This is a genomic window from Halocynthiibacter sp. C4 (assembly GCF_028823805.1).
GTDB lineage: Bacteria > Pseudomonadota > Alphaproteobacteria > Rhodobacterales > Rhodobacteraceae > Falsihalocynthiibacter > Falsihalocynthiibacter halioticoli.
On sequence record NZ_JAPEIE010000005.1, the window covers coordinates 34,954 to 56,358 of the forward strand.

The 21,405-nt window shown below is 52.6% G+C and carries 14 protein-coding genes; 5 read left to right on the forward strand and 9 right to left on the reverse strand.

Features of this window, described 5'->3' with window-relative positions; all coding sequences use genetic code 11:
• The first annotated feature begins 16 nt into the window (after positions 1-16).
• From recF to gyrB, 3 genes are all read left to right on the forward strand, one after another.
• Entirely contained in the window at positions 17-1,129 is a 1,113-nt protein-coding gene (recF, locus tag OU789_RS15685) for a DNA replication/repair protein RecF (protein WP_274656624.1), read from the forward strand.
• A complete protein-coding gene (locus tag OU789_RS15690) occupies positions 1,126-1,755 on the forward strand; it encodes a LysE family translocator (protein ID WP_274656625.1) in 630 nt (209 codons plus the stop codon). The genes recF and OU789_RS15690 overlap by 4 nt, the downstream gene beginning before the upstream one ends.
• Before the next feature lie 69 nt (positions 1,756-1,824).
• A complete protein-coding gene (gyrB, locus tag OU789_RS15695; protein ID WP_263951881.1) occupies positions 1,825-4,242 on the forward strand; it encodes a DNA topoisomerase (ATP-hydrolyzing) subunit B in 2,418 nt (805 codons plus the stop codon).
• Between the two features lie 281 nt (positions 4,243-4,523).
• Here gyrB and OU789_RS15700 read toward each other — a convergent pair whose 3' ends face one another.
• The 4 genes from OU789_RS15700 to OU789_RS15715 are packed head-to-tail and all read right to left on the reverse strand — an operon-like array spanning position 4,524 to position 9,696.
• On the reverse strand, positions 4,524-6,215 hold the full coding sequence (locus tag OU789_RS15700) for a dipeptide ABC transporter ATP-binding protein (RefSeq protein WP_274656626.1): 1,692 nt from the start codon (positions 6,213-6,215) through the stop codon (positions 4,524-4,526).
• Positions 6,215-7,120 (reverse strand): ABC transporter permease, encoded by a 906-nt coding sequence (locus tag OU789_RS15705; RefSeq protein ID WP_274656628.1) that lies wholly within the window; start codon positions 7,118-7,120, stop codon positions 6,215-6,217. The genes OU789_RS15700 and OU789_RS15705 overlap by 1 nt, the downstream gene beginning before the upstream one ends.
• Entirely contained in the window at positions 7,120-8,094 is a 975-nt protein-coding gene (locus OU789_RS15710; protein ID WP_274656629.1) for an ABC transporter permease, read from the reverse strand. Before OU789_RS15710 ends, OU789_RS15705 begins: the two co-directional genes overlap by 1 nt.
• Positions 8,095-8,118: 24 nt before the next feature.
• Positions 8,119-9,696 carry an ABC transporter substrate-binding protein gene (locus OU789_RS15715; RefSeq protein ID WP_274656631.1) on the reverse strand — a complete coding sequence of 526 codons (1,578 nt, stop codon included), beginning with the start codon at positions 9,694-9,696 and terminating at the stop codon, positions 8,119-8,121.
• A 263-nt stretch (positions 9,697-9,959) separates the two neighbouring features.
• Between OU789_RS15715 and OU789_RS15720 the strand changes: the two genes are divergently transcribed.
• Positions 9,960-10,892, forward strand: a complete 933-nt coding sequence (locus tag OU789_RS15720; protein WP_274656633.1) for a hypothetical protein — start codon at positions 9,960-9,962, stop codon at positions 10,890-10,892.
• Between the two features lie 157 nt (positions 10,893-11,049).
• Here OU789_RS15720 and OU789_RS15725 read toward each other — a convergent pair whose 3' ends face one another.
• Both OU789_RS15725 and OU789_RS15730 read right to left on the reverse strand, forming a co-directional pair.
• On the reverse strand, positions 11,050-14,418 hold the full coding sequence (locus OU789_RS15725; protein WP_274656634.1) for a DEAD/DEAH box helicase family protein: 3,369 nt from the start codon (positions 14,416-14,418) through the stop codon (positions 11,050-11,052).
• Positions 14,419-14,716: 298 nt separating this feature from the next.
• Positions 14,717-15,811 carry a glycoside hydrolase family 3 N-terminal domain-containing protein gene (locus OU789_RS15730; RefSeq protein WP_274656636.1) on the reverse strand — a complete coding sequence of 365 codons (1,095 nt, stop codon included), beginning with the start codon at positions 15,809-15,811 and terminating at the stop codon, positions 14,717-14,719.
• 258 nt (positions 15,812-16,069) lie between these two features.
• Between OU789_RS15730 and OU789_RS15735 the strand changes: the two genes are divergently transcribed.
• On the forward strand, positions 16,070-17,116 hold the full coding sequence (locus OU789_RS15735) for a LacI family DNA-binding transcriptional regulator (RefSeq protein WP_263951874.1): 1,047 nt from the start codon (positions 16,070-16,072) through the stop codon (positions 17,114-17,116).
• Here OU789_RS15735 and OU789_RS15740 read toward each other — a convergent pair.
• The 3 genes from OU789_RS15740 to rnr form a co-directional block, all read right to left on the reverse strand.
• Positions 17,113-17,778, reverse strand: coding sequence for a DNA-3-methyladenine glycosylase I (locus tag OU789_RS15740; RefSeq protein WP_274656639.1), 666 nt, complete (start codon positions 17,776-17,778; stop codon positions 17,113-17,115). The genes OU789_RS15735 and OU789_RS15740 overlap by 4 nt on opposite strands.
• 3 nt (positions 17,779-17,781) lie before the next feature.
• The gene (locus OU789_RS15745) at positions 17,782-19,035 is read right to left on the reverse strand and encodes a lytic murein transglycosylase (protein ID WP_446719194.1); all 1,254 of its coding nucleotides are present in this window, start codon (positions 19,033-19,035) and stop codon (positions 17,782-17,784) included.
• A gap of 101 nt (positions 19,036-19,136) precedes the next feature.
• Entirely contained in the window at positions 19,137-21,398 is a 2,262-nt protein-coding gene (rnr, locus tag OU789_RS15750) for a ribonuclease R (protein ID WP_274656641.1), read from the reverse strand.
• Positions 21,399-21,405 lie beyond the last annotated feature (7 nt).

The window sequence follows — 21,405 nt, forward strand, 5'->3', positions numbered from 1 at the left end:
GCGCAGGAAATTGCCAATGACAGGCCTCTCGGTTCATGCGCTAACCCTTTCCCATTTCCGCTCGCACAAAGTGAGCCGATTGGAGCTATCTGGCAAACCCGTTGCGATTTTCGGCCCAAACGGCGCAGGCAAAACCAATGTCCTTGAGGCGATTTCGCTTCTCTCTCCTGGTCGGGGTCTCCGCCGCGCAAGCGCTGCTGATATGACACGCAAGGCCGGTGTGGACGGCTGGAAAATCTCTGCGGTCTTAAACTCGCAATCCCACCTATATGAAATTGAAACATGGTCTGAAGGTGGCGCGGCACGACAGGTCAAAATTGATGGAAAATCCGCCCCGCAAAACGCCTTGGGCGAGATTGCACGCGTTCTCTGGCTAATCCCTTCAATGGATCGGCTCTGGATAGAGGGCGCTGAAGGGCGTCGTCGGTTCCTTGATCGAATGGTGCTCAGCTTTTTGCCCGAACACGCCGACGCAGTGCTGACTTATGAAAAATGCATGCGCGAACGCAACAGGCTATTGAAAGACCAAGTACGCGATCCGTCATGGTATCTCGCACTTGAGAAACAAATGGCAGACGTCGGCGCGCAAATTTGGGCCAATCGGCACCATACCGTCAACAAACTCACAGACGCGCAAGAGGCGGCGGAAACCAGCTTTCCAAAGGCCGATCTCGCCCTCTTTCATGTTGATGACTCCGCGCCAAAGCCAGAACAAGCCCAAGACCTAGCCGCTGCGTTCGCGGACAATCGCGCGCTCGATATTCGCGCCGGACGCACGCTCATCGGCCCCCATCGGGCAGATCTTGGAGCGGTTTACGCCGAAAAAAACGTACCTGCCAAAGACTGCTCCACAGGCGAACAAAAAGCGCTGCTGATATCGCTCATCCTCGCAAATGGGCGGGCCTTGGCAAACGAAATCGGAGCGCCGCCGATTCTGTTGCTTGATGAGGTGGCTGCACACCTAGATTCCAGCCGCCGCGCCGCGCTCTATGACGAGCTTTGCGCCCTTAACGCACAGGCCTTCATGACAGGTACAGGAGCGGAACTCTTTGTTGAGCTTGGTGCGCGAGCGGATCATCTTGAGGTCACCGATAATGACGGCACATCTGAAATTCATGTTGCAGAATGACGCTCGCTGCCTCTGACCTCGCCCTATACGCCTTCGCGTTGCTCGTCTTATTCCTAACCCCCGGCCCTGTCTGGGTTGCGATTGTGGCGCGCGCTTTGTCTGGCGGCTTCTCTGCGGCATGGCCGCTCGCATTTGGCGTTGCGATTGGCGATGCCTTCTGGCCATTGCTTGCTGTTCTTGGCGTTAGCTGGCTAGTTGAGGAAATTGATGGGTTGATGACGATACTCCGCTACGGCGCCGCTGCGTTTTTCCTCTATCTCGGCGTACAGCTTATCCGCCACGCAGACCGGACAATCGACACCGATAGCCGCCTGACCCGCCCCGGAGTGCTGGCCGGATTTCTGGCCGGCGTCGCCGTTATCCTCGGAAATCCCAAGGCGATCCTGTTCTATATGGGTATGCTGCCAGGCTTCTTCGATCTCACACAGATCACACCACCAGACATTGCCGCAATCGTGTTCTTGTCGATCATTGTGCCCTTTGTCGGCAACCTGATATTCGCCGCGTTGGTCCACCGATTAAGAGGGTTTCTCAGCACGCCCAAAGCACTTTCCAGGCTGAATATTTTTGCTGGCGCTCTCCTACTCGGAGTCGGGGCGTATCTTACGGTTTCTGCCCTCGTATAATTGCGCTCAATTGCGTGACAATCCTCTGGAAACACCGTATAAATATTCAAAATTTGAAGGATCGCGAACATGGCTGAAAACGAGCAGCAACCAGAAGAATACGGTGCCGATTCCATTAAGGTTCTCAAGGGCTTGGAGGCCGTGAGAAAACGGCCTGGTATGTACATCGGTGATACCGATGACGGCTCTGGTTTGCACCACATGGTGTATGAAGTTGTGGACAACGGAATTGACGAAGCGTTAGCTGGTCATGCTGACGCCGTGACCGTAACGATTCACGAAGATTCTTCGGTATCCGTAAGTGACAACGGACGCGGAATTCCGGTTGGAATGCACGAAGACGAAGGCGTTTCTGCGGCCGAAGTTATCATGACCCAGCTTCACGCAGGCGGTAAGTTCGACAGTAACTCTTACAAAGTATCCGGCGGCCTTCATGGCGTTGGTGTTTCGGTTGTGAACGCGCTCTCTGATTTTCTTGAGCTCCGCATTTGGCGTGACGGCAAAGAGCATTTCGCACGCTTTGAACACGGCGACACGGTTGAACACCTGCGCGTAGTTGGCGATGCAAACGGGCGCAAAGGAACCGAAGTGCGCTTTCTTGCCTCGACCGATACATTCTCTAACCGCGATTTCAGCTTTGAAACGCTCGAAAAGCGTCTTCGCGAGCTTGCGTTCCTCAATTCCGGCGTCCGCATTATCCTCCGCGACAATCGCCCCGTAGAACCTCTTGAAACAGAGCTTTATTACGAAGGTGGCGTTAAGGAATTCGTGAAGTTCCTCGACCGAAGCAAAACCGCCGTTATGCCAGAACCGATCTTTATGGTTGGCGAGAAAGATGACATCGGCGTTGAGGTCGCGATGTGGTGGAACGACAGCTACCACGAAAACGTCCTGCCCTTTACCAACAACATCCCACAGCGCGACGGCGGCACCCATTTGGCCGGTTTCCGCGGCGCGTTGACGCGCACAATCAACAGCTACGCCCAATCCAGCGGTATCGCGAAGAAGGAAAAGGTTTCCTTCACCGGTGATGATGCGCGTGAGGGGCTTACCTGTGTGCTGTCCGTAAAAGTGCCTGATCCGAAGTTCAGCTCTCAGACCAAAGACAAACTTGTGTCTTCCGAGGTCCGTCCAGCGGTTGAGAGCCTCGTAAACGAAAAGCTCGCAGAGTGGTTTGAAGAGAACCCGAACGAAGCCAAGCAGATCGTTGGTAAGATTGTAGAGGCTGCACTTGCCCGTGAAGCGGCTCGGAAAGCACGGGAACTCACACGCCGTAAGACCGCGCTCGACGTGAATTTCCTCGCTGGCAAGCTCAAGGATTGCTCTGAAAAAGACCCGTCCAAAACCGAAGTCTTCCTTGTGGAGGGGGATTCCGCCGGCGGTTCTGCACAAACAGGCCGAGATCGGATGACACAGGCTATTTTGCCCCTCAAGGGTAAGATCCTGAACGTAGAGCGCGCACGGTTTGACCGCATGCTCGCCAGCCAAGAGATCGGCAACCTCGTGATGGCGCTCGGCACTGGTATCGGCCGCGACGAATTTGACATCAGCAAACTGCGTTACCACAAGATCGTCATCATGACCGATGCCGACGTGGACGGTGCACACATTCGCACGCTCCTGTTAACGTTCTTCTATCGGCAGATGCCTGAACTTATCGAAGGCGGTTATCTTTATATTGCGCAGCCACCGCTCTATAAAGTTTCGCGAGGAAAGTCAGAGGTTTACCTCAAAGATCAGGCCGCAATGGACGATTACCTGATCGAGCAGGGCATCGATGGCGCTGTGCTGCGTCTCGCATCTGGCGAGGAAATCGTTGGCGCTGATTTGCGCCGTGTTGTGGATGAGGCGCGCCAAGTGCGCCGCATCCTGCAAGCCTTCCCGACCCACTATCCGCAGCACATTATCGAACAGGCTGCTATCGCTGCTGCTTTCGTACCGGGCGCCGTAGATGAAAACCTACAGGCTGTTGCAGATGCAATCGCTGCACGTCTGGATAGCATCGCAGTTGAATACGAGCGCGGCTGGCGCGGCCGTCCAACACAGGACAAAGGTATTCGTCTTGCGCGTATCCTGCGCGGTGTTGAAGAGGTTCGTACACTTGACGGCCACGTACTGCGCTCTGGTGAGGCACGCAAACTCGGAAGCTATACCGAGAGCCTTCTGGATGTTTACAACAAGCCCTCTAAGCTCGTCCGCAAGGATAAGGAAACTCTCATCCACGGACCAAGCGAGTTGCTGCAAGCGATCTTGAAGGAAGGCGAAAAAGGCCTGTCTCTTCAACGCTATAAAGGCTTGGGCGAGATGAACCCTGATCAGCTTTGGGAAACCACGCTAGACCCTGACGCGCGTATCCTTTTGCAAGTTAAGGTCGAGGATATGGCAGAGGCAGACGATCTCTTTACCAAGCTTATGGGAGATGTTGTTGAGCCGCGTCGCGACTTTATCCAAAACAACGCCCTAAACGTCGAAAACCTCGACTTCTAAGTGCGAATAGGGGTCACGTAAATTTCTGCATTCGCAGTAAAGGTCTGCGTAGTTGGCCCATAAGCTAGCTTAATTTCACGCCGGAGGTGCCTTACCGGCGCTAAAATGCACCTCTGGCGCAATCAATTTGCATGCAGATTACAGGTAAATACTTGCTCAGTTGATTCAAAGTCAGAACGCTTCTTCCGACAAGGAGATGTAGTTCGACATTCCGCGCTAACGGCGTGAACCAGACCTTTGCCGCAAACTACGCAATGCCTGCTCACCTGTCATTTGGGTCATCATGACATCCACTTGCTCGGCATGGTTGGGGTCAGCTCCAGTAATCTCTTTGTGTAGTCCGCTTTAGGATCTTCATACACCTGCTCTGAAGGGCCTTTTTCTTGAATGCGCCCGTTGCGCAAAACCACAACATCATCCGACATCTGGCGCACGACTGATAGATTGTGGCTGATAAAGATGACGGTTAGTCCAAACGCCTTTTGCAGGTCTTTCAGCAGGTTCAAAAGCTGTGCTTGAATGGATACGTCGAGGGCCGAAGTTGGCTCGTCACAGATCAGTATTTTCGGCCGCGCCAAAAGAGCCCGCGCAACCGCGATGCGTTGCCGTTGGCCGCCGGAAAACTGGTGAGGAAACTTATTGATTGCCTCAGGTGGCATACCGACAAGGCCGAGCATGTCTGCACACAATTCCTGTCGTTCCTTCTGATCCTTGACCAGACCATACAGCCAAAGTGGTTCGGCCAAGATATCACCGATCTTGTGCCTCGAATTCAGGGAGGAGAACGGGTCTTGGAAAACCATCTGCATCAGCTGCCGAGATGGATGTTTGCGTGCTCTTGTTTTTCCACCTGGCAGATCGGAATCCCCAAGTGTCATCGTGCCATTGGCTGGTTTGACCAGTCCGGTCAGTGTTTTCGCCAGCGTAGATTTTCCGGAGCCACTTTCTCCGACAATTCCCATGACGGATCCCGGGCGCACGTCGAAATTGATTTCGCTTAGCGCGACAAACGGATCCGGCTTTTTAAAGATAGATGTCCGAACGCCCGGAAAAGTAACGTCGATATCAGAGAGAGAAAGGCCGATCGGGTCCGACTTTGTACCGCTAAGCAACCACGCCTCTGCTTGGGCACCGCTGTTCATATTTGATGTCACAATGTCGTCTTTCTCCGGCACCATGAAACGGTCTATCTTTCGATCGAGTGGGGGAACAGCCGCCATCAATTGTTTGGTATAAGTATGAACCGGATTTCCCAGAACCTGCGCGGTAGGGCCGCTTTCAATTCCTTTGCCGTGCCGCATGACCGTTACTGTGTCGGCAATTCGCGCAATCACGCCGATATCATGGGTTATCAACATGAACCCAACCTTGCGTACTTCTGCAAGACGCCGGATGAGATCCAGCACCTGCGATTGCACCGCAACATCAAGGGCGGTTGTCGGCTCATCGGCAATGATCAATTCGGGATTTGTACAAAGCGCCAAGGCGATAACAACACGTTGGCGCATGCCCCCGGAAAATTGGTGCGGATATGATTGCATGCGCGAGGCCGCGTCTTTGATTCCCATTTCTTCAAGCAGATCAATTGCGCGGCTCTTGGCTGCAGCGGAGGAAATGTCTTCATGCGCGAGGATGGTCTCTACGAGCTGGTCCTCAATGCGCATTAAAGGATTCAAGCTTGTCTGCGGGTCTTGAAAGATCATCGAAATACGCTTGCCACGCAGACGGTGGGCTTCTTGCTGGTCCAGACCGCGCAAATCGGTGTCACCCAGCATCATGGTGCCGTCCGAGATATAGCCCGGGCTTTGCAGCAGCCCGATAATCGCCGCGCCGACGGTGGATTTACCTGCGCCACTTTCACCAACGAGACCATGAATTTCACCCGGCTTGATGGTCATCGACAAATCTTGCACGGCGGTGAAATCACCAAAGCGGGACGGGAATTTTACGGTTAGGTTCTCAACCCTCAACATCAGCGCAGCCTCGGATTAAAGACGTCACGGAGGAAATCGCCCAGCACGTTGATGGACACGACCAGCGCGATCAGGAACAGCGTGGGTATCCACAAAATCCACCATTCGCCAGAGAGTAGGAATTGCATCCCTATTCGGATCAATGTGCCCAATGACGGGCTGTCAGCAGGCAGACCGATACCAAGAAATGACAAGGTCGCCTCAAGCAAAATCGCAGAGGCTAGATCGACAGTCATGATTACCAGCAGCGGCCCCAGAATATTCGGCAGGATATGCACAAACATGATCCGCAACGGATGTTGGCCCTGCATCATTGCTGCCTGCACGTATTCCTTGTTCATCTGGACGAATGTCGATGCTCGTGCGGTCCGCGCAAAGTTTACCCAAAGCGACAGCGCAATTGCGAGCGTCAGAACAACAACGCGCATGTCTTGCCGCAACTCTGGTGGCAGGATTCCGCGGGCGATGCCATCGATCAACAGGGCAGTCAGGATAGCGGGCAGAGCCAGTTGGATGTCAGCGATGCGCATGATAACAGCATCAAATCGCCCGCCAATGTATCCGGCAGCCAACCCAAGCCCAACACCCAAGATCGACGCGATAGCCATTGCACAGACCCCGATGATGAGCGAAAGCCGTGACCCGTACAGGATGGAGGAAATCATATCTCGCCCCTGATCATCGGTGCCGAGCGGGAATTTAGATGTTCCGAATTCCTCCCATACAGGAGGCAGCAATCCATCCATCAGCGAAAACGAAGAAAGGTCATAGGGGTCAACCGGCGCAATCCACGGCGCGAAAACTGCTCCGATCAGGATGGCCAGCGCAACAATCGCGGCGATCATCACTGACGGTGAGTGCGTGAAAAGCCAGAGGCCTTCATGGCGTTTGATAAAGTCGAGCATCAGGACACATCACTTATGCGCAAACGTGGGTCGATCAACACATACAGAAGATCAACGATCAGGTTCACGAGAACAAAGAAAAATGCGATCACGACCAAATACACGCCCATTACAGGAATATCGACGAAGCGGATCGACTCGAGAAATAACAAACCCATCCCCGGCCACTGGAATACACTTTCGGTGACAATGGAAAATGCAATTACGCCACCGAACTGAAGACCGATGATCGTGATGACAGGCACCATGGTATTTGACAGTGCATGACGGAAATACAGACGTCCCATCGGGACACCGCGCGCCGTTGCGAAGCGGATATAATCGGACTGCATAACGTCCATCATTTCTGCTCTCACGAGTCGCATCGTCAACGTAAGCTGATACACACCGAGTGTCAGCGCTGGCAAAATCAGGGAGCGCCAGCCGTCGATCGTTAGAAACGACGTTTCCCAACCGCCCACACTCACTGTGCCGCCGCGCCCGAACGTAGGCAGCCAACCCAGCTGAACGCCAAAAAAGAAGATCAGCATGATGCCGATGACAAAGGTGGGGATTGAAACGCCGACCAGTGTGATCATCAATATCGATTGCGTGGCAAACCCGCGCGGCCGCAGCGCAGTGTAGACACCCGCCGGAATGCCAACCAGCAACGAGATCAACAGCGCAACTAGCCCAAGCTCCAATGTGGCGGGAATACGCGATGCGATCATTTCCGCCACCGGTTGTCGCGTTCGATAGGAGTATCCGAAATCACCTTTCAGCAAGTCGCCAGTAAAGCGCACAAACTGATAGACGAACGGGTCGTTCAGACCGAGATCTTCACGCAAGCGTTCGCGATCTTCCACCGAAGTTTCGACCCCTGTCATTTGAGACACGGGGTCGCCCACATAGCGGAACAAAGAGAACGCCAGAAAGGCAACGGCGAGCATCACAAACACCGACTGTATCAGCCGTTTTGTCAGGAAAAACACCATTGCCTTACTGCTTTTCTATCTCGATCAGTTCACAGTGACCCAACGCAGCATAAAGAAGTTATCGGCGCGTTGAGTAACGTCGATGTTGTCTTTCACTGCCCAGATCAACGGCTGCGTATAAAGCGGGATATATGCAACGTCATCTTGCGTAATCTTGACCAACTCATCGATCATTTCCTGACGTGCCGCAGGATCGAGTTCTTTCAAGATCAAAGGCAACAGCTCATCAACGCGGGCGTTGGAATAGTTACCGAAATTCCATGACCCCAATTTGGCCTCGTCGTCTTGGGTATGAAGCAAGAACCGCACCGGATGCTCGATATCGAATGTGCCTGGGGACCAGCCCAAGAGGTACATATCGAAATCGTCTGCTCGCAGCTGCTCCCAATAGTCGCGCACCGGACCTGTGGACAATTGTGCATCCAGACCGACAGCCGCAAACATCGAAGCTGCCGCACGGCACAGGGCTTCGTCGTTAATGTAACGGTCGTTTGTGCATTTCAAACCGAAGCTGAACCCATCGGGATACCCTGCCTCTGCAAGAAGTTCTTTTGCTCGCTCGGGATCATACGCGGGGCGGTCCTGATTGGCCTCGGAATAGCCGGAAATGTTTGCTGGCACCAACTGGCTCGCCGCTTCGATCTTACCGCGGAATAGCACGCGGTCGATGGAGGCGATATCGATAGCATGTGCCGCAGCCAGTCGCACGCGCGGATCAGTAAACGGGTTCGTGTCGGTTACATCGTTTGAGTAGAGCAGCGTGTCGTGTTCATGTCCAAACCCGAACATGATGACTCGGGTTTCTTCACCTTCGATAACACGGTACCCATCACGGCTTTCGACCTGTTCAACGTCTTGCAACGGGATCGGCTCGATGAAATCAATGTCACCTGACAAAAGCGCGGCCAGGCCCGTAGCGGAGTTACCGATCGGGGTAAACGTGGCTTCGGTGATGTTGTGAGTGGGCGTGTCCCACCATTCGGCGTGCGGCACCAAAACGGTCTTCACGCCAGGATCGCGGCTTGCGACGGTAAAGGGCCCGGTGCCATTCACATTCAGGGTCGCGAAATTCTCGGAATCCTTGGCAGGTAAAACCGCATCGTTCGACTTTGCCCAATCGGAATCGAGGATCATGAAGTTCGCGATAGACGATGGGAACAATGGATTTGGGGAATTCGTCAGGAATTCAATCGTGTAATCATCAACAATGCGCACATCAGTGACTGGTGAGAACCATGACCGAGTATCGGCTGCTTCACTTGACGCGCGTTCATAAGAAAACATGACATCTTCGGAGGTGAAGGCAGCGCCGTCCTGAAATGTCACGCCTTCACGCAGATTGAATCGCCAGCCGTTCTCGCCCTCCAGCGGTTCCCATGACGTCGCGAGGGACGGTTCGATCGACATATCCGGCGCACGTCGTACAAGACCTTCATAGATGTTGTTTAGAAATGACAACACTGGCGTAGAGTTGACTGCGTGAGGGTCCATCGTCTGTGGATCTGTCTTCGACGCCCAGTTGAAGCTTTCAGCCTGAACGCTTAGCGCTGCCAATGAGAGCGCTCCTCCGAGCACAAATGATTTTTTTAAGTAGTGGCTCATCGTCGGTTCTCCTGAAATTCGTTACCCGCTGAGACTGCGCATTATTCCAATGAGGTCAAGGCGGTTCTGGTCAACTTACCAAGTGTAACGAATTTGACCATTACATTGAAGGTTCGTTGTTAATCTCGAAAATAGAGGTTCGCTTTAGCCGCTCTCAACTACAGAACGAACGCGTGAAATCAATTCGTCAATCCGAGCGCTCGCAGCGAATGTCTGCTTTGATGAACAGCACGCTAACCCGTGGAGATTGTCGGCGATGGGCCATGACTGCCAATGAGCGGGAAGAAAGATTGCGGACAATGGAATCCGCAGCACGAAGGTTTCGAGCTTTAGGCAAGCGTTGTTTGACTGGTTTTTTGAATACATACAAAGCTTTTCAAGCCCTCATAGACTTTCCAGAGTTGCTTGGATACGTTTCTTCAAACAGCATCTACATGAGAAACACTTTGGCCTCAAAACCCGTAACATTGGGCGAATTGCTCACAAATAATTTTGACTCTCAACCAAGCACCAATGCTGGGTCGTGGATCGGTCGGACCCTTCTAAATCTCGCAAACCTAAGCCTTCTCGCAAGCATATCTGCGCTGCTTTTGTGGTTGTTTTTGGGAGAGACAGACTTGGGCATGGCCCCCGTTTTGATCCTTTTAGCGACAGTGGCGGTGCTCTGGTGGTTGCTGAATCGCAGTGCTCGCACGCACAAGCAACATTTTCTGCTGCGTAATGATCGTCAGGGGTTTATGCGTGAATTGCGACTGGATGAGAAAACAGCGGTTTTTGATGGAAGCAACATTTACCATCTTGGCCACAAACATGGCCTAGACGCCCAACCGCTTGGCGAAGTTGTAGACCTTCTTCGTTCACAGAGATATCGTATCGTTTGCTTTTTTGACGCCAATATTTTTTACACACTCGGCAAACACGGGGCTTTTTCAAGCGGCACGCGACATTCATTGGCGATGCTCGAAAGTATATTCGGGCTCAAGAAAGACGAAATCTATGTCGTGCCTAGCGGAGTTCAAGCTGACAAATACATTCTCGAATGCCTCAATTATTTGCCAATATCCTTTGCTGTGTCCAATGACAAATATCGTGATTATGCACACAAATATCCGTCCGTGATGAAGGACAATCTTTGGCGCAAGGGCGTTAAAATATCGGGCGACGAAATCAAGTTGCTTCAACATCGCATTCAATAGCCACTGTAGCGATTTGCAAGACCGCGGGAGAATTCTGTTTTGCGAAGTTCAAACTCTGAACAAGCAGCAAAAATCCTCGCATCGGAGCACTGATAAGACTACCTGCAGACGCCGGGTAATCTGGTTGGGAGCCGGATTGGGCCACCCCCAGGAAACTTTACAGGTCACCGCTGCCAATTGAAAAGAACACGACTGACACGCGCCGACCGATCTCAGGCTCATGGCTGTACGACAGGCGCTCTGCCTCTGAAATCACTGTGGACATCAGATCGTAAACTTCAGGAGATTGTAGGCGATCCTGCTCGAGCTTTTTGAGTACTTCTTGGAGGGCAATGTAGCCCTTGGGTAGGTCTTCATAGGCAAAACTTTGGCGTAGCTCGTGTTTCACCTGCTCCCAGTAGGGATCAAGGAGCCTACTCCAGCTCTCGCAGATCATTTCTATTGAGGGCAGCGATAGGAGACCGAAGCGCTGTTGATCATCAAGTTTGTCTCTTTCCCATTGGTTCATAAACTCTGCACATGCCTTCATTAAGCTTTCCACTCGCGCGGGCCGTAAATCCCATTCTGTAATTTCCCCAAGTTGTCCGGACACGACTTCCAGCGCGTTCGTAAGTTTTGCAACCGACATATGGGTTGTTTCTTGTCCTAGGTCTTTGGTCCGTTCATACGCTGCGTTCAACGTTTGCGCACAGCTTAACTGCTCTCTTTCCAGCCTGAGGCCATCTTGATCTTGTCTGAGCAAAATTAAACGCGGCGGCAAAAAGCGGTTCTGAGTGTTCGCGCCCTTGAGATGCAGGGCCGTGAAGCTCTCCTTTCCAGATAACAAGGATAATTCAGCTCCCCAAGTGCCCTCAATTTTTGCCTTAGAAATCTGTTCATATTTGTAAGGATTAAGCGCCTTTCTTGTAACTGAGAGAACGTCATGGAAATTGTTATTGCGAAGCCGCCGCGGGGCGCGCAAATACTCAACCACGCTTGCCAAGATAGCCTCTGCATCTTCTGACCTTTCTTCCTGAACTGCATCAATCAGTTCCTCGCCAGATAGGGTTTTGTAGTTTTCGATCCGCTGTGTGATTTTCTCGTCGGAGGCGAATTGTCCTACAGGAACATCGACAAGGTGGTAATTTACGATCCCAAATTGGCTATCTATCCTGTCGATCCTGCCAAGCCCTTGAATGAGTTCCTTGAGGTTAGAAGTTACCCCAAGCAAGACAAGCGTGTCTGAAGACTGTAGATTGATACCTTCTGCCATCTTATAGGTCATGAAGATAGATGCCGGACCCTTCGGTGCCTTCTTCCCGCCCGGCCGAAAAAACTGTTCTACAGACTTACCTGATACGATGCGCTCGAAGCTATCAGGGGCGTCCCCAAAGATGGCCTTTACGGCGCGATTTTCGCCTTTTGTCTGATTTCCCACGACAAAATTCGTGTGATGCCCTTTGCGCGATAGTGCCTCTGCAAAAATCTCGAGGGTATCTGTTCGCTCAGCCAAAAACACAACCCGATCTTTGGTTGCTTGGATATCAAGGCAAGCTTTGTACCGGCGCTCATCCAACTCTGCCAACGGTTTCGCTTTGAGCTTCTTGCTGAGTTCATCACACGTACCTGTCGGTCCAGGCTGATCGATATCCAAGAGCGAGAACATGTCCTGTTGCTTGGACTGCAGTTTGTTCTTTCGTGCATTGGAACCGCCCTCGAACTCGCGCAACCATTTACCGATGACGCCGTGAGACATTTCCCAGCTTGCTTGTGCCGAATTGGCTCTAAGTATGTTCAACAGATTGCGGATGTGGAGTTGATCTTGGGTGCTCTGCTGGGTTCTTTCGTGTCCAAAGCGGCTTTTCTCAGTAGCAGTAACGCGGCCCCCAGGTGCAAGCTCACGGCAAAGGGCGACAATTTCGTCTAGTAACTGGCGATGCTTTTTCGTCGTCTTGAGCACGGTGGGGCGACCGTGGTTAGCCAGTCTTGGATAAGTGTGTTTGGTCCGATCATTACTTTCACCGATGCAGTGCCGTTGTCGGCGTGTCAGGAATGGCGAAATCAGCGCAGCCAGTTGTGATCGCGTCTCTCTAGATAAGGTAGTGTCTGGCTCTGTTAGGGCGGCAAGCGGCGCGCCTTGATCGAAAATGATAGGTTGCTTATGCATCTCTTTTTGGAAAAGCTCGCCCATTGTTTGGATGTAGTCCGGCGTCATAAAGATTGATGCACGTTTTTCCTGCATGTGAGTAAGCCAGTCGACGTCACGATTTCCAAGTAACGTTGCAGACAGGCATACATTCCAACATGGTGGAGCCAGTTCAATTGCCGCCGCCATCTGCGAAGCCCGTTCAAACCCGGGTGTGACTGTGTGACTTTCATCAATGATGATAGTCCCAAATTGGTCGAGGCGCAGTCCCGATTTTACTTGGTTTCCAGCTCCTCTGAGTTTTTGCTTTGCAAGCTTGCTGTTTGCAATTGCAGTTAAAGAGTTGGTCGAGTGCTTTTCCCAACTCGGGATCACCTTCGGCGGGGCGATTACAGCCGCGTTTTTCCGCGAGATGTCATGCACGGAAGACATGGGAATGACATGAGAAAAGGTTTCAGAAAGCGACTCAGCTAGATGACACCCGATTTCCGTTTTTCCTGATCCTGTGGGCGCCTCGACAAACGCAATTCCGTGATCGTAGACGATTGAGCAGGCTTCATAAGTTAGCTCCTGTTGATAGGGGAAAAGGGTATGCCCAGTAATCGATTGTCGCTGTCCAGTAAGCCACGGTTCAAATCCTGTCTGCTCTGCAATCATTCGCGCCATCGCATCTTCGGCGGTGACTGGCTTGATGAGTTTATCGAGGATTTCCAGTGCTTCTTCACTCCAATCGACCGAGGCATCCCAAACTTGTTCGGCCGATTGGGTCCTCTTTAGCTGGAGGTCATGGCTCCCATTATCCAAATCATCGGCATATTCGATGTTTCGATAAAGGCCCGATTTTGAGAAGTTAGCAGAGCCAGCGACTGCGCCCTTTGGCGAGCTCACGATTTTCGAATGAAGACGCCGCTCACCTGAGATACCTAACTTTTCTTTCGCTAGGATTGGGTCAAATACCCTCAGTTGGATGATGCCTTTAAGAATCGCTTGCCTTGCAAGAACTGCAAGAAGGTCTTCGTCATCCTCTACATGTAGTCCCGAGCGCTCGAGCCAAAAAAGCTTCATCTCCTCGGTAACTGGAATGGATCTGCCTAGGCGCGTTGCATTTGCTGTATCAACACCAAAGGCGACCCGAATTCGGGTTTCACTTCCCTGCGCAGGATTCCTCAGCTCAGGAACTTCTTTCATCAAAATGGAAAGCGAAGACAAAAAGTCTTGGTAGCCGGTAACGATCAAACAGTCGTTGGATAAAATGTGAGGTCGGTAGAGATCGATCACTAACTGATCAATGTTGTTTGCAAAGCTTGCTGCCGCCGTTCGGGGCATAGCATCAGAACCGAACCGCTGCGGCTCGGAAATTTGTCTTGGTTTTGCACGAAGCCAATTTGGTAACGAAAACAATGGGTAGCCAATCTAACCAGTACTTTGCAATCATCCTGCTATTACTGAATAAGTAAGGCAATACCTCCGTTGGCGTCCACTCTCGAGTGTCTAAAGTCTGCGTTTTTGGCAAAGCTTAGCACTAACGCGTAACGATAGATTTTTGGGTAACGTACTGGGAATGTAGCGTAAATTCAGGCGCAAATCTTACACACTATTTCAGGCAAAGATCCGAATAATTCATTAATTAAATCAAGCATATAGACATCCCTATATGCGCATCCCTACAGTACAGATGGCGACGCATTCGCCACGTCAATTACCGAACGATAACAGCCCGCTCCCCCGCAAATAGCGGGGCAACTTCTTTATGTGCTGCCCAGAACTCTGGCTGCATGTGCTTTGGTGTATTCTTTGGCAAAGCTTCGCGGAAACGGGCCAGCCGCTGTTCGGAAGGTGCGAGAATACCTTGTGCATAGCTCGCTGATTTCTTTGCTTTAATAAGATGCTCCGCAAGGCCAAGCGCTCTGTCGGTATCTGCCCAATAGGAACAGATCATTAGGATATCATGCCCTGACGCAAAGAAATCCTCCGCGACGGAGGGGGCTTTGAAATAGCTGTCCATTGCGCGCATGCCTGTGTCGTCTGAAATCACAACGCCATCGTAGCCAAACCGACCACGAAGTTCTTCGCGAACAATTCGGCTTGATAACGTCGCAGGAAAATCTGGATCAATATCAGGAATCATAACGTGCGAGGTCATGATCATCTGCATCCCCGCTTCGATTGCGGCCTTAAACGGCACCAACTCGCGGATATTGCGCTCTCCGGCAAGGGTATTCACCACAGGCAATTCGTAATGTGAGTCCTGCGCTGTATCTCCGTGGCCAGGGTAGTGTTTCGCACATGCTACAACCCCTTCGCCTTCCATCGCCCGCGCAAACGTCAAACCGGCTTTAACAACATCTTCGGGAGTAGCGCCAAACGCACGAGGGCCAATGACCGGATTGTCCGGATTAGAGTCAATATCCAGCACCGGCGCAAAATTCAGGTTAATGCCCAAAGACGCCAGCTCGCGCCCAACGGCAACGCCTACATCTTCGGCCTTGTCCGCCCAATTTCGAGCGTAATCATATTGGGTTACTGGCTCGGGAGGCCGGCAGACCCGACCACCCTCATGGTCAATACTGACAACAAAGTCATCGCGCCCAAGCGCAGCTGCAACCTCATTTAGCAATGACTGGTAGGCAGGGAACCATTCATCGTAGGGCGCATCTTGGAGGAAATTATCGCGGAAGAGGACAATCCCGAGCGGCTTAAGCGTGGCCAACATGTGCTTGTCATCTTTGTGCAACGACGTTGTCGGCCGCAGCCCCATCAGAAAATGCTGCCCGACTTCCGATAAATCCGCCATGCCTACCTCCGTTTTTCTTGCGAAAACAGTGGCACGTTCCGCAGACCGGAGCAAAGAGAAATACCGTTGGAGGTTACAGTAAAGGGGGAGTGAATTTGGCCCACCACATCCCCCTCAATCCATTGCGCCAAGAGATAGAGAGCTTGCAGGACGCGCCGGACTTTACTGTTAGCGATAACATACTCCAGCATCCGTCATTGGACAAGAGAGATTTTCGCGCTATCAATAAAGAAATCAAAATTTCATATGGTGGTTACATTGAGCCAGTCCTCCCCTGCAACTAAGCGTCCCCTCACCCTCCGCGATGTTTCTGAAGCATCGGGCGTGAGCGAAATGACGGTATCCCGCGTGCTGCGAAATCGTGGCGATGTCTCGGCGGAGACGCGGGTCAAGGTTCAGGAGGCCGCAAAGCGCCTTGGATATGTCCCCAACAAGATCGCGGGTGCCTTGGCCAGCCAGCGGGTTAATCTGGTGGCGGTTATCATCCCGTCGCTTTCAAACATGGTATTCCCCGAAGTTTTGACGGGCATTTCAGACGTGCTTGATGACACGCCACTTCAACCCGTTGTTGGCGTCACGAATTACCTGCCGGAAAAGGAAGAAGAAGTTCTCTTTGAAATGCTCTCGTGGCGGCCTTCCGGCGTAATCATTGCTGGCTTGGAGCACTCCGACGCTTCACGCGCAATGATGGAAAACGCAGGCATTCCTATCGTTGAGATTATGGATGTCGATGGCGAACCCATAGATGCAATGGTCGGCATTTCGCATCGCCGCGCCGGTCGCAAGATGGCGCAAGCGATTATCAAGGCTGGCTACAAACGCATCGGGTTTATGGGCACAAAGATGCCGCTTGATCACCGTGCGCGCAAACGGTTTGAAGGCTTTACCGAAGCCTTGGCAAAAGCTGGGCTTGAGGTGGCCGATCAGGAATTTTACTCTGGCGGCTCTGCGCTCCTTAAAGGCCGCGAAATGACAGAGGCGATGCTTGAGCGCACACCAGACCTAGATTTCCTCTATTATTCCAATGACATGATTGGCGCAGGCGGGCTTCTTTACTGTCTGGAAAAAGGTATCAAGGTTCCGAAACACATAGGCCTTGCGGGCTTCAATGGTGTTGAGCTTCTAGACGGGTTGCCGCGCAAACTTGCCTCTATGGGGTCGGAACGCCGCGAGATCGGCAAGCTTGCCGCGCAAATCATTGCGCGCCGTGCGCAGGGGGAAGATCCGAGCCCAGAGGATCGTGTTGAACTCACGCCAAAACTGAAGCTCGGTGATACTCTGAAGCGCAAAAAGCGTAGAGACTAAAGGCTAAACGCCAGCACTCGACTGATTTCCGTTAAACTGCGGCCTGATTGTTCAGCCCAAGTGTTGAAGGCATTTTGTGCTTGCGCCAATGCCTTTTGCGACGTCGGTGCCTTGTCGATTACCCCTTCAGCAACCAGCCTTCCCACCACATCCCGCGAGAAAATAAACCCGTCAACGCCCATAAACCGCAACGCATACGCCCCAGTATTCCCGCCAAGACGTGTGCCGCGCTTCTTAAGCATTTTTAGCAGCCCGACATAGTCATCCTTGGGCCATCCCGCCAATACTTGAGCAACAGAGCCATGTTCATCACGCAGTTCGAGCAGAAACGCCGCATTGTCTCGAACCGACAGGATCTTTGCCCCGTGCCGCACGATCCGCGTATCTTGGATGAGGGAGTCAAACATCTCGTCATCCATGAATGCACAGCGCCCAAGATCAAACCCGTGAAAAGCTTCTTCAAACCCCGGCCACTTTGTTTCAATCACCTTCCAGTTAAAACCAGCAGAAAACACATGCTGGCTAAACCGCGACAGCCATCTGTCATCCGGAATTTCCAACAGTTCGCTCTGAGGTAAAGGCTTACCTAACAGTTCCTCAAGCGCATCCGCGCCGCCCTTGCGGCTTGCCGAAATCTCATAGATCTCATCAAAGCTACGCATTGGTTATCGAAGCTTCTTCAAAACGTTAACACTGGCGTACCCATCGGGCACCATCCCTACATTCTCTTGAAACGCTTTAATCGCCGCAATCGTATTCGGCCCAATAATGCCGTCCGTGCCTTGTGGATCGAAACCAGCTTTTGCCAAAAGCTGTTGCATCTCAATCTTTTCCCTAAAATGTAACGGACGGTCACCACGCGGCCAGGTCGCTTGAATCGGCGGGCCGCCAGCAATTCGATCTGCCAAATGCCCCACACCAATCACATAGGCATCCGCCGTGTTGTATCGCTCTATCACATGGAAGTTGTCAAAAATCATGAACGCCGCCCCCTGCGCACCAGCAGGCAGCAAGATTGACGCGCGGCCATAGTTCGGCACCGACTTGCCGCTTACATCGCGCACGCCCATTTCGGTCCATGCCGACACCGGTTTCTTTACACGTTCGCTTGTCTGCCGATAGTCGAATCCTTTCGGAAGGCGCACTTCAACACCCCAAGGCTGGCCTGTCTTCCATCCAAACTCCCGCAGATAAGCCGCCGCTGAAGCCAGCGCATCGGCCGGATTATCGTCCCAGATATCGCGCTTTCCATCACCCGTAAAATCAACGGCATAGCTCAGATAGGAGGTGGGCATAAATTGGGTGTGGCCCATAGCCCCGGCCCAGCTCCCTTTCATTTTGCCTTGGGAAACATCCCCTGCTTGCAAGATCTTAAGCGCCGCAATCAGTTGGCTTTCAAAAAACCGTCCACGCCGCCCGTCATAAGCCAATGTTGCGAGCGCCTCTATAATCGGAACATCACCACGAAACGCACCATAGGCACTTTCAAGCCCCCAAACAGCGGCAACGATCTCTTTTTCGACACCGTAGGTCGCTTCGATCTGCTGCAACAACTCAATGTGTTTGTTCAACGCTTTCTTACCGTTCGAAACACGCGCATCAGAGGTCGCGCTATCAAGATACTCCCAAATCTGTTTGGTAAATTCAGACTGGTTGCGATCCTTTTTCACAACATCCGCATCATAGGAAATGCTGCCAAAAGCACTGTTTAGGGTCGCATCCGAAATTCCTTGGCCGCGTGCTCGCGGCCGAAATTGGTGAATCCACGCCTCAAAACCCTGCTCGCCCTGTGCTGCGCTCATGTGCATATCTCCCGTCACATCAGGGCGTGCCATTGGGCGGGTCTTTTCACCCGCGGCATATGCAAATGCCGGGATACAAAGGGAAAGGGCAATGAGTATCGTTCGAAGTAATTGCATGGTTTTATCATTTGCTGCTCTCCCTTCAGAGTATCGCGTTTTTCAACTCTGTAAATTGGCCAGCCTTGTTTTGGCAAAGCTACGCCGATTTTTGCCGATACCTAGTTCCCACGCTTCCGCTTAACCTTGCGCTTCAATTTTGCCTTTTTCGCCCGTGTTTGACCCACTTTTCGGCCGCGATGTGTTTTGCCGCCACCCGAATTGGAACTCTTGGGAAGTGCTTTTCCATCCAACTCCAGAAGGTCCAATGTGATGCCACCAGTGACCGGAGTTGCCTCTGCGAGGCGCACAAGCGCACGTTGACCAAGCCCAATCGTGAGTCCTGATTTCTCGCCACGAAGGGTGTTGGTGTCTTCGTCATGCACAAAGAATTCGCGCCCGATTGTCCCGATTGGAACCAACCCGTCAGCGCCAGTTTCATCCAGCTTAACAAACACGCCAAACCGCGCAATTCCGGCAACGCGGCCACTGAACTCATTTCCCAAACGTTCAGAAAGATAAGACGCCAAATAGCGATCGGTCGTGTCACGCTCCGCAACCATAGAGCGGCGTTCGGTATCAGAAATCTGCTGTGCTGTTTCCTCGAGTGACTCAATATCCTGTTCGCTCAGACCATCATCGCCCCACCCATGCGCGGAGATCAAACCGCGATGCACGATCAAGTCAGCGTACCGCCGAATGGGCGATGTGAAATGCGCGTAGTTTCGAAGCGCGAGGCCGAAATGAGCAAAGTTCTCAGGGCTGTAATAAGCCTGCGTCATGGAGCGGAGCGTTGAAATATTGATCAACTCGTCCTGATCCGTGCCTGCGGCCTGTGCCAGCAATTGATTCAAGTGCCGCGTCTGGAGCACCTGCCCTTTTGCCAAAACCAAACCTGACGAAACAGCTGTCTCTCGCAAAGCTTCTAGCTTCTCTGTGCTTGGTTCTTCGTGAACGCGATAGAGCAGAGGTGTTTTCTTTTTCAGAAGAGTTTCCGCCGCCGCGACATTGGCAAGCACCATGAACTCTTCGATCATTTTGTGCGCGTCAAGCCGCTCACGAAACGCAATCGACGCAACTTTTCCATCTTCGCCAAGCTCGATTTTGCGCTCTGGAAGGTCTAATTCAAGTGGCTGCCGCGCCTCTCTGGCCCGTGTTAGAGCCGCATAGGCCCCGTAAAGTGGCTTGATGACATCCTCTAACAGCGGCTCGCATTTTTCATTTGCGCGGCCGTCCATCGCGTCCTGAACCTCGGCATATGCAAGCGAGGCCGCAGACTTCATCATCGCGCGATGGAATTCGTGAGAAATCTTAGTCCCATCTTTGTCGATGACCATTTTTACCGCAACGCAGGGGCGCTCAACGCCCTCGTGTAGCGAGCAAAGATCGCCAGAAAGCCGATCTGGCAACATCGGCACAACGCGATCAGGGAAATAGCTGGAGTTGCCCCGCTTGCGCGCCTCTCGGTCAAGTGCAGACCCAGGAGTGACGTAATGCGCAACATCCGCAATAGCGACCCAAACGATAAAGCCGCCCTTATTTGCAGGATTAGTGTCTATTTGGGCGAAACAGGCATCATCATGATCGCGCGCGTCGACAGGATCGATTGTCACGAGAGGCATGTCCCGCAGATCGAGCCGATCACCCAACGGCGCAGGCTTTGCCTTATCGGCTTCCGCGATTACAGCGTCAGGAAAATGATCGGGAATCCCATGCTGGTGAATGGCGATAAGAGAAACAGCACGCGGTTCGCTAGGATCTCCCAGACGCGCAACAACCTTGGCGCGCGGAAGCCCCATGCGCCCTTTTGGGCCTGTTTGCTGCGCTTCGACAAGCTCGCCATCGCGTGCATCATCGGTTGCGCCTTCGGGTACGAGCCATTCCTTATCCGCCCCTTTATCAATCGGAACAAGGCGACCACCTTCGTGGCTTTCGCGGAATATTGCGAGAATTCGAAGCGGGTTAGAGCCGATTTTACGTATGAGGCGCGCTTCATAATCAAACTCATCGCCGCCTACCTTTTTCAAGCGCGCGAGGATGCGGTTTCCTTTACCAAGGGCCGGATCGCCAGACTTTGGAACGACCACAACTCTGGGCTCCTCACCGGTTCCTTGCCATTCAAGGGGTCGCGCGGTCAGATCACCATCGGCGTCTGGCCCAATGACCTCCAGAACGCTCACGGGTGGTAGCTCTTCAGGGTCGGTATAGCTGCGCTTGCGCTTCTGTAGGTGGCCTTCGCTCTCGAGTTCCTTGAGCGCGCGCTTCAGATCAATCCGCGCAGCACCTTTGATGCCAAATGCCTTGGCAATGTCTCGTTTGCTCGTTTTCGTCGGATTGTCCGAGATCCACTGTAAGATCTCGTCTTTAGAAGGGATATGTACCATCCGCCTG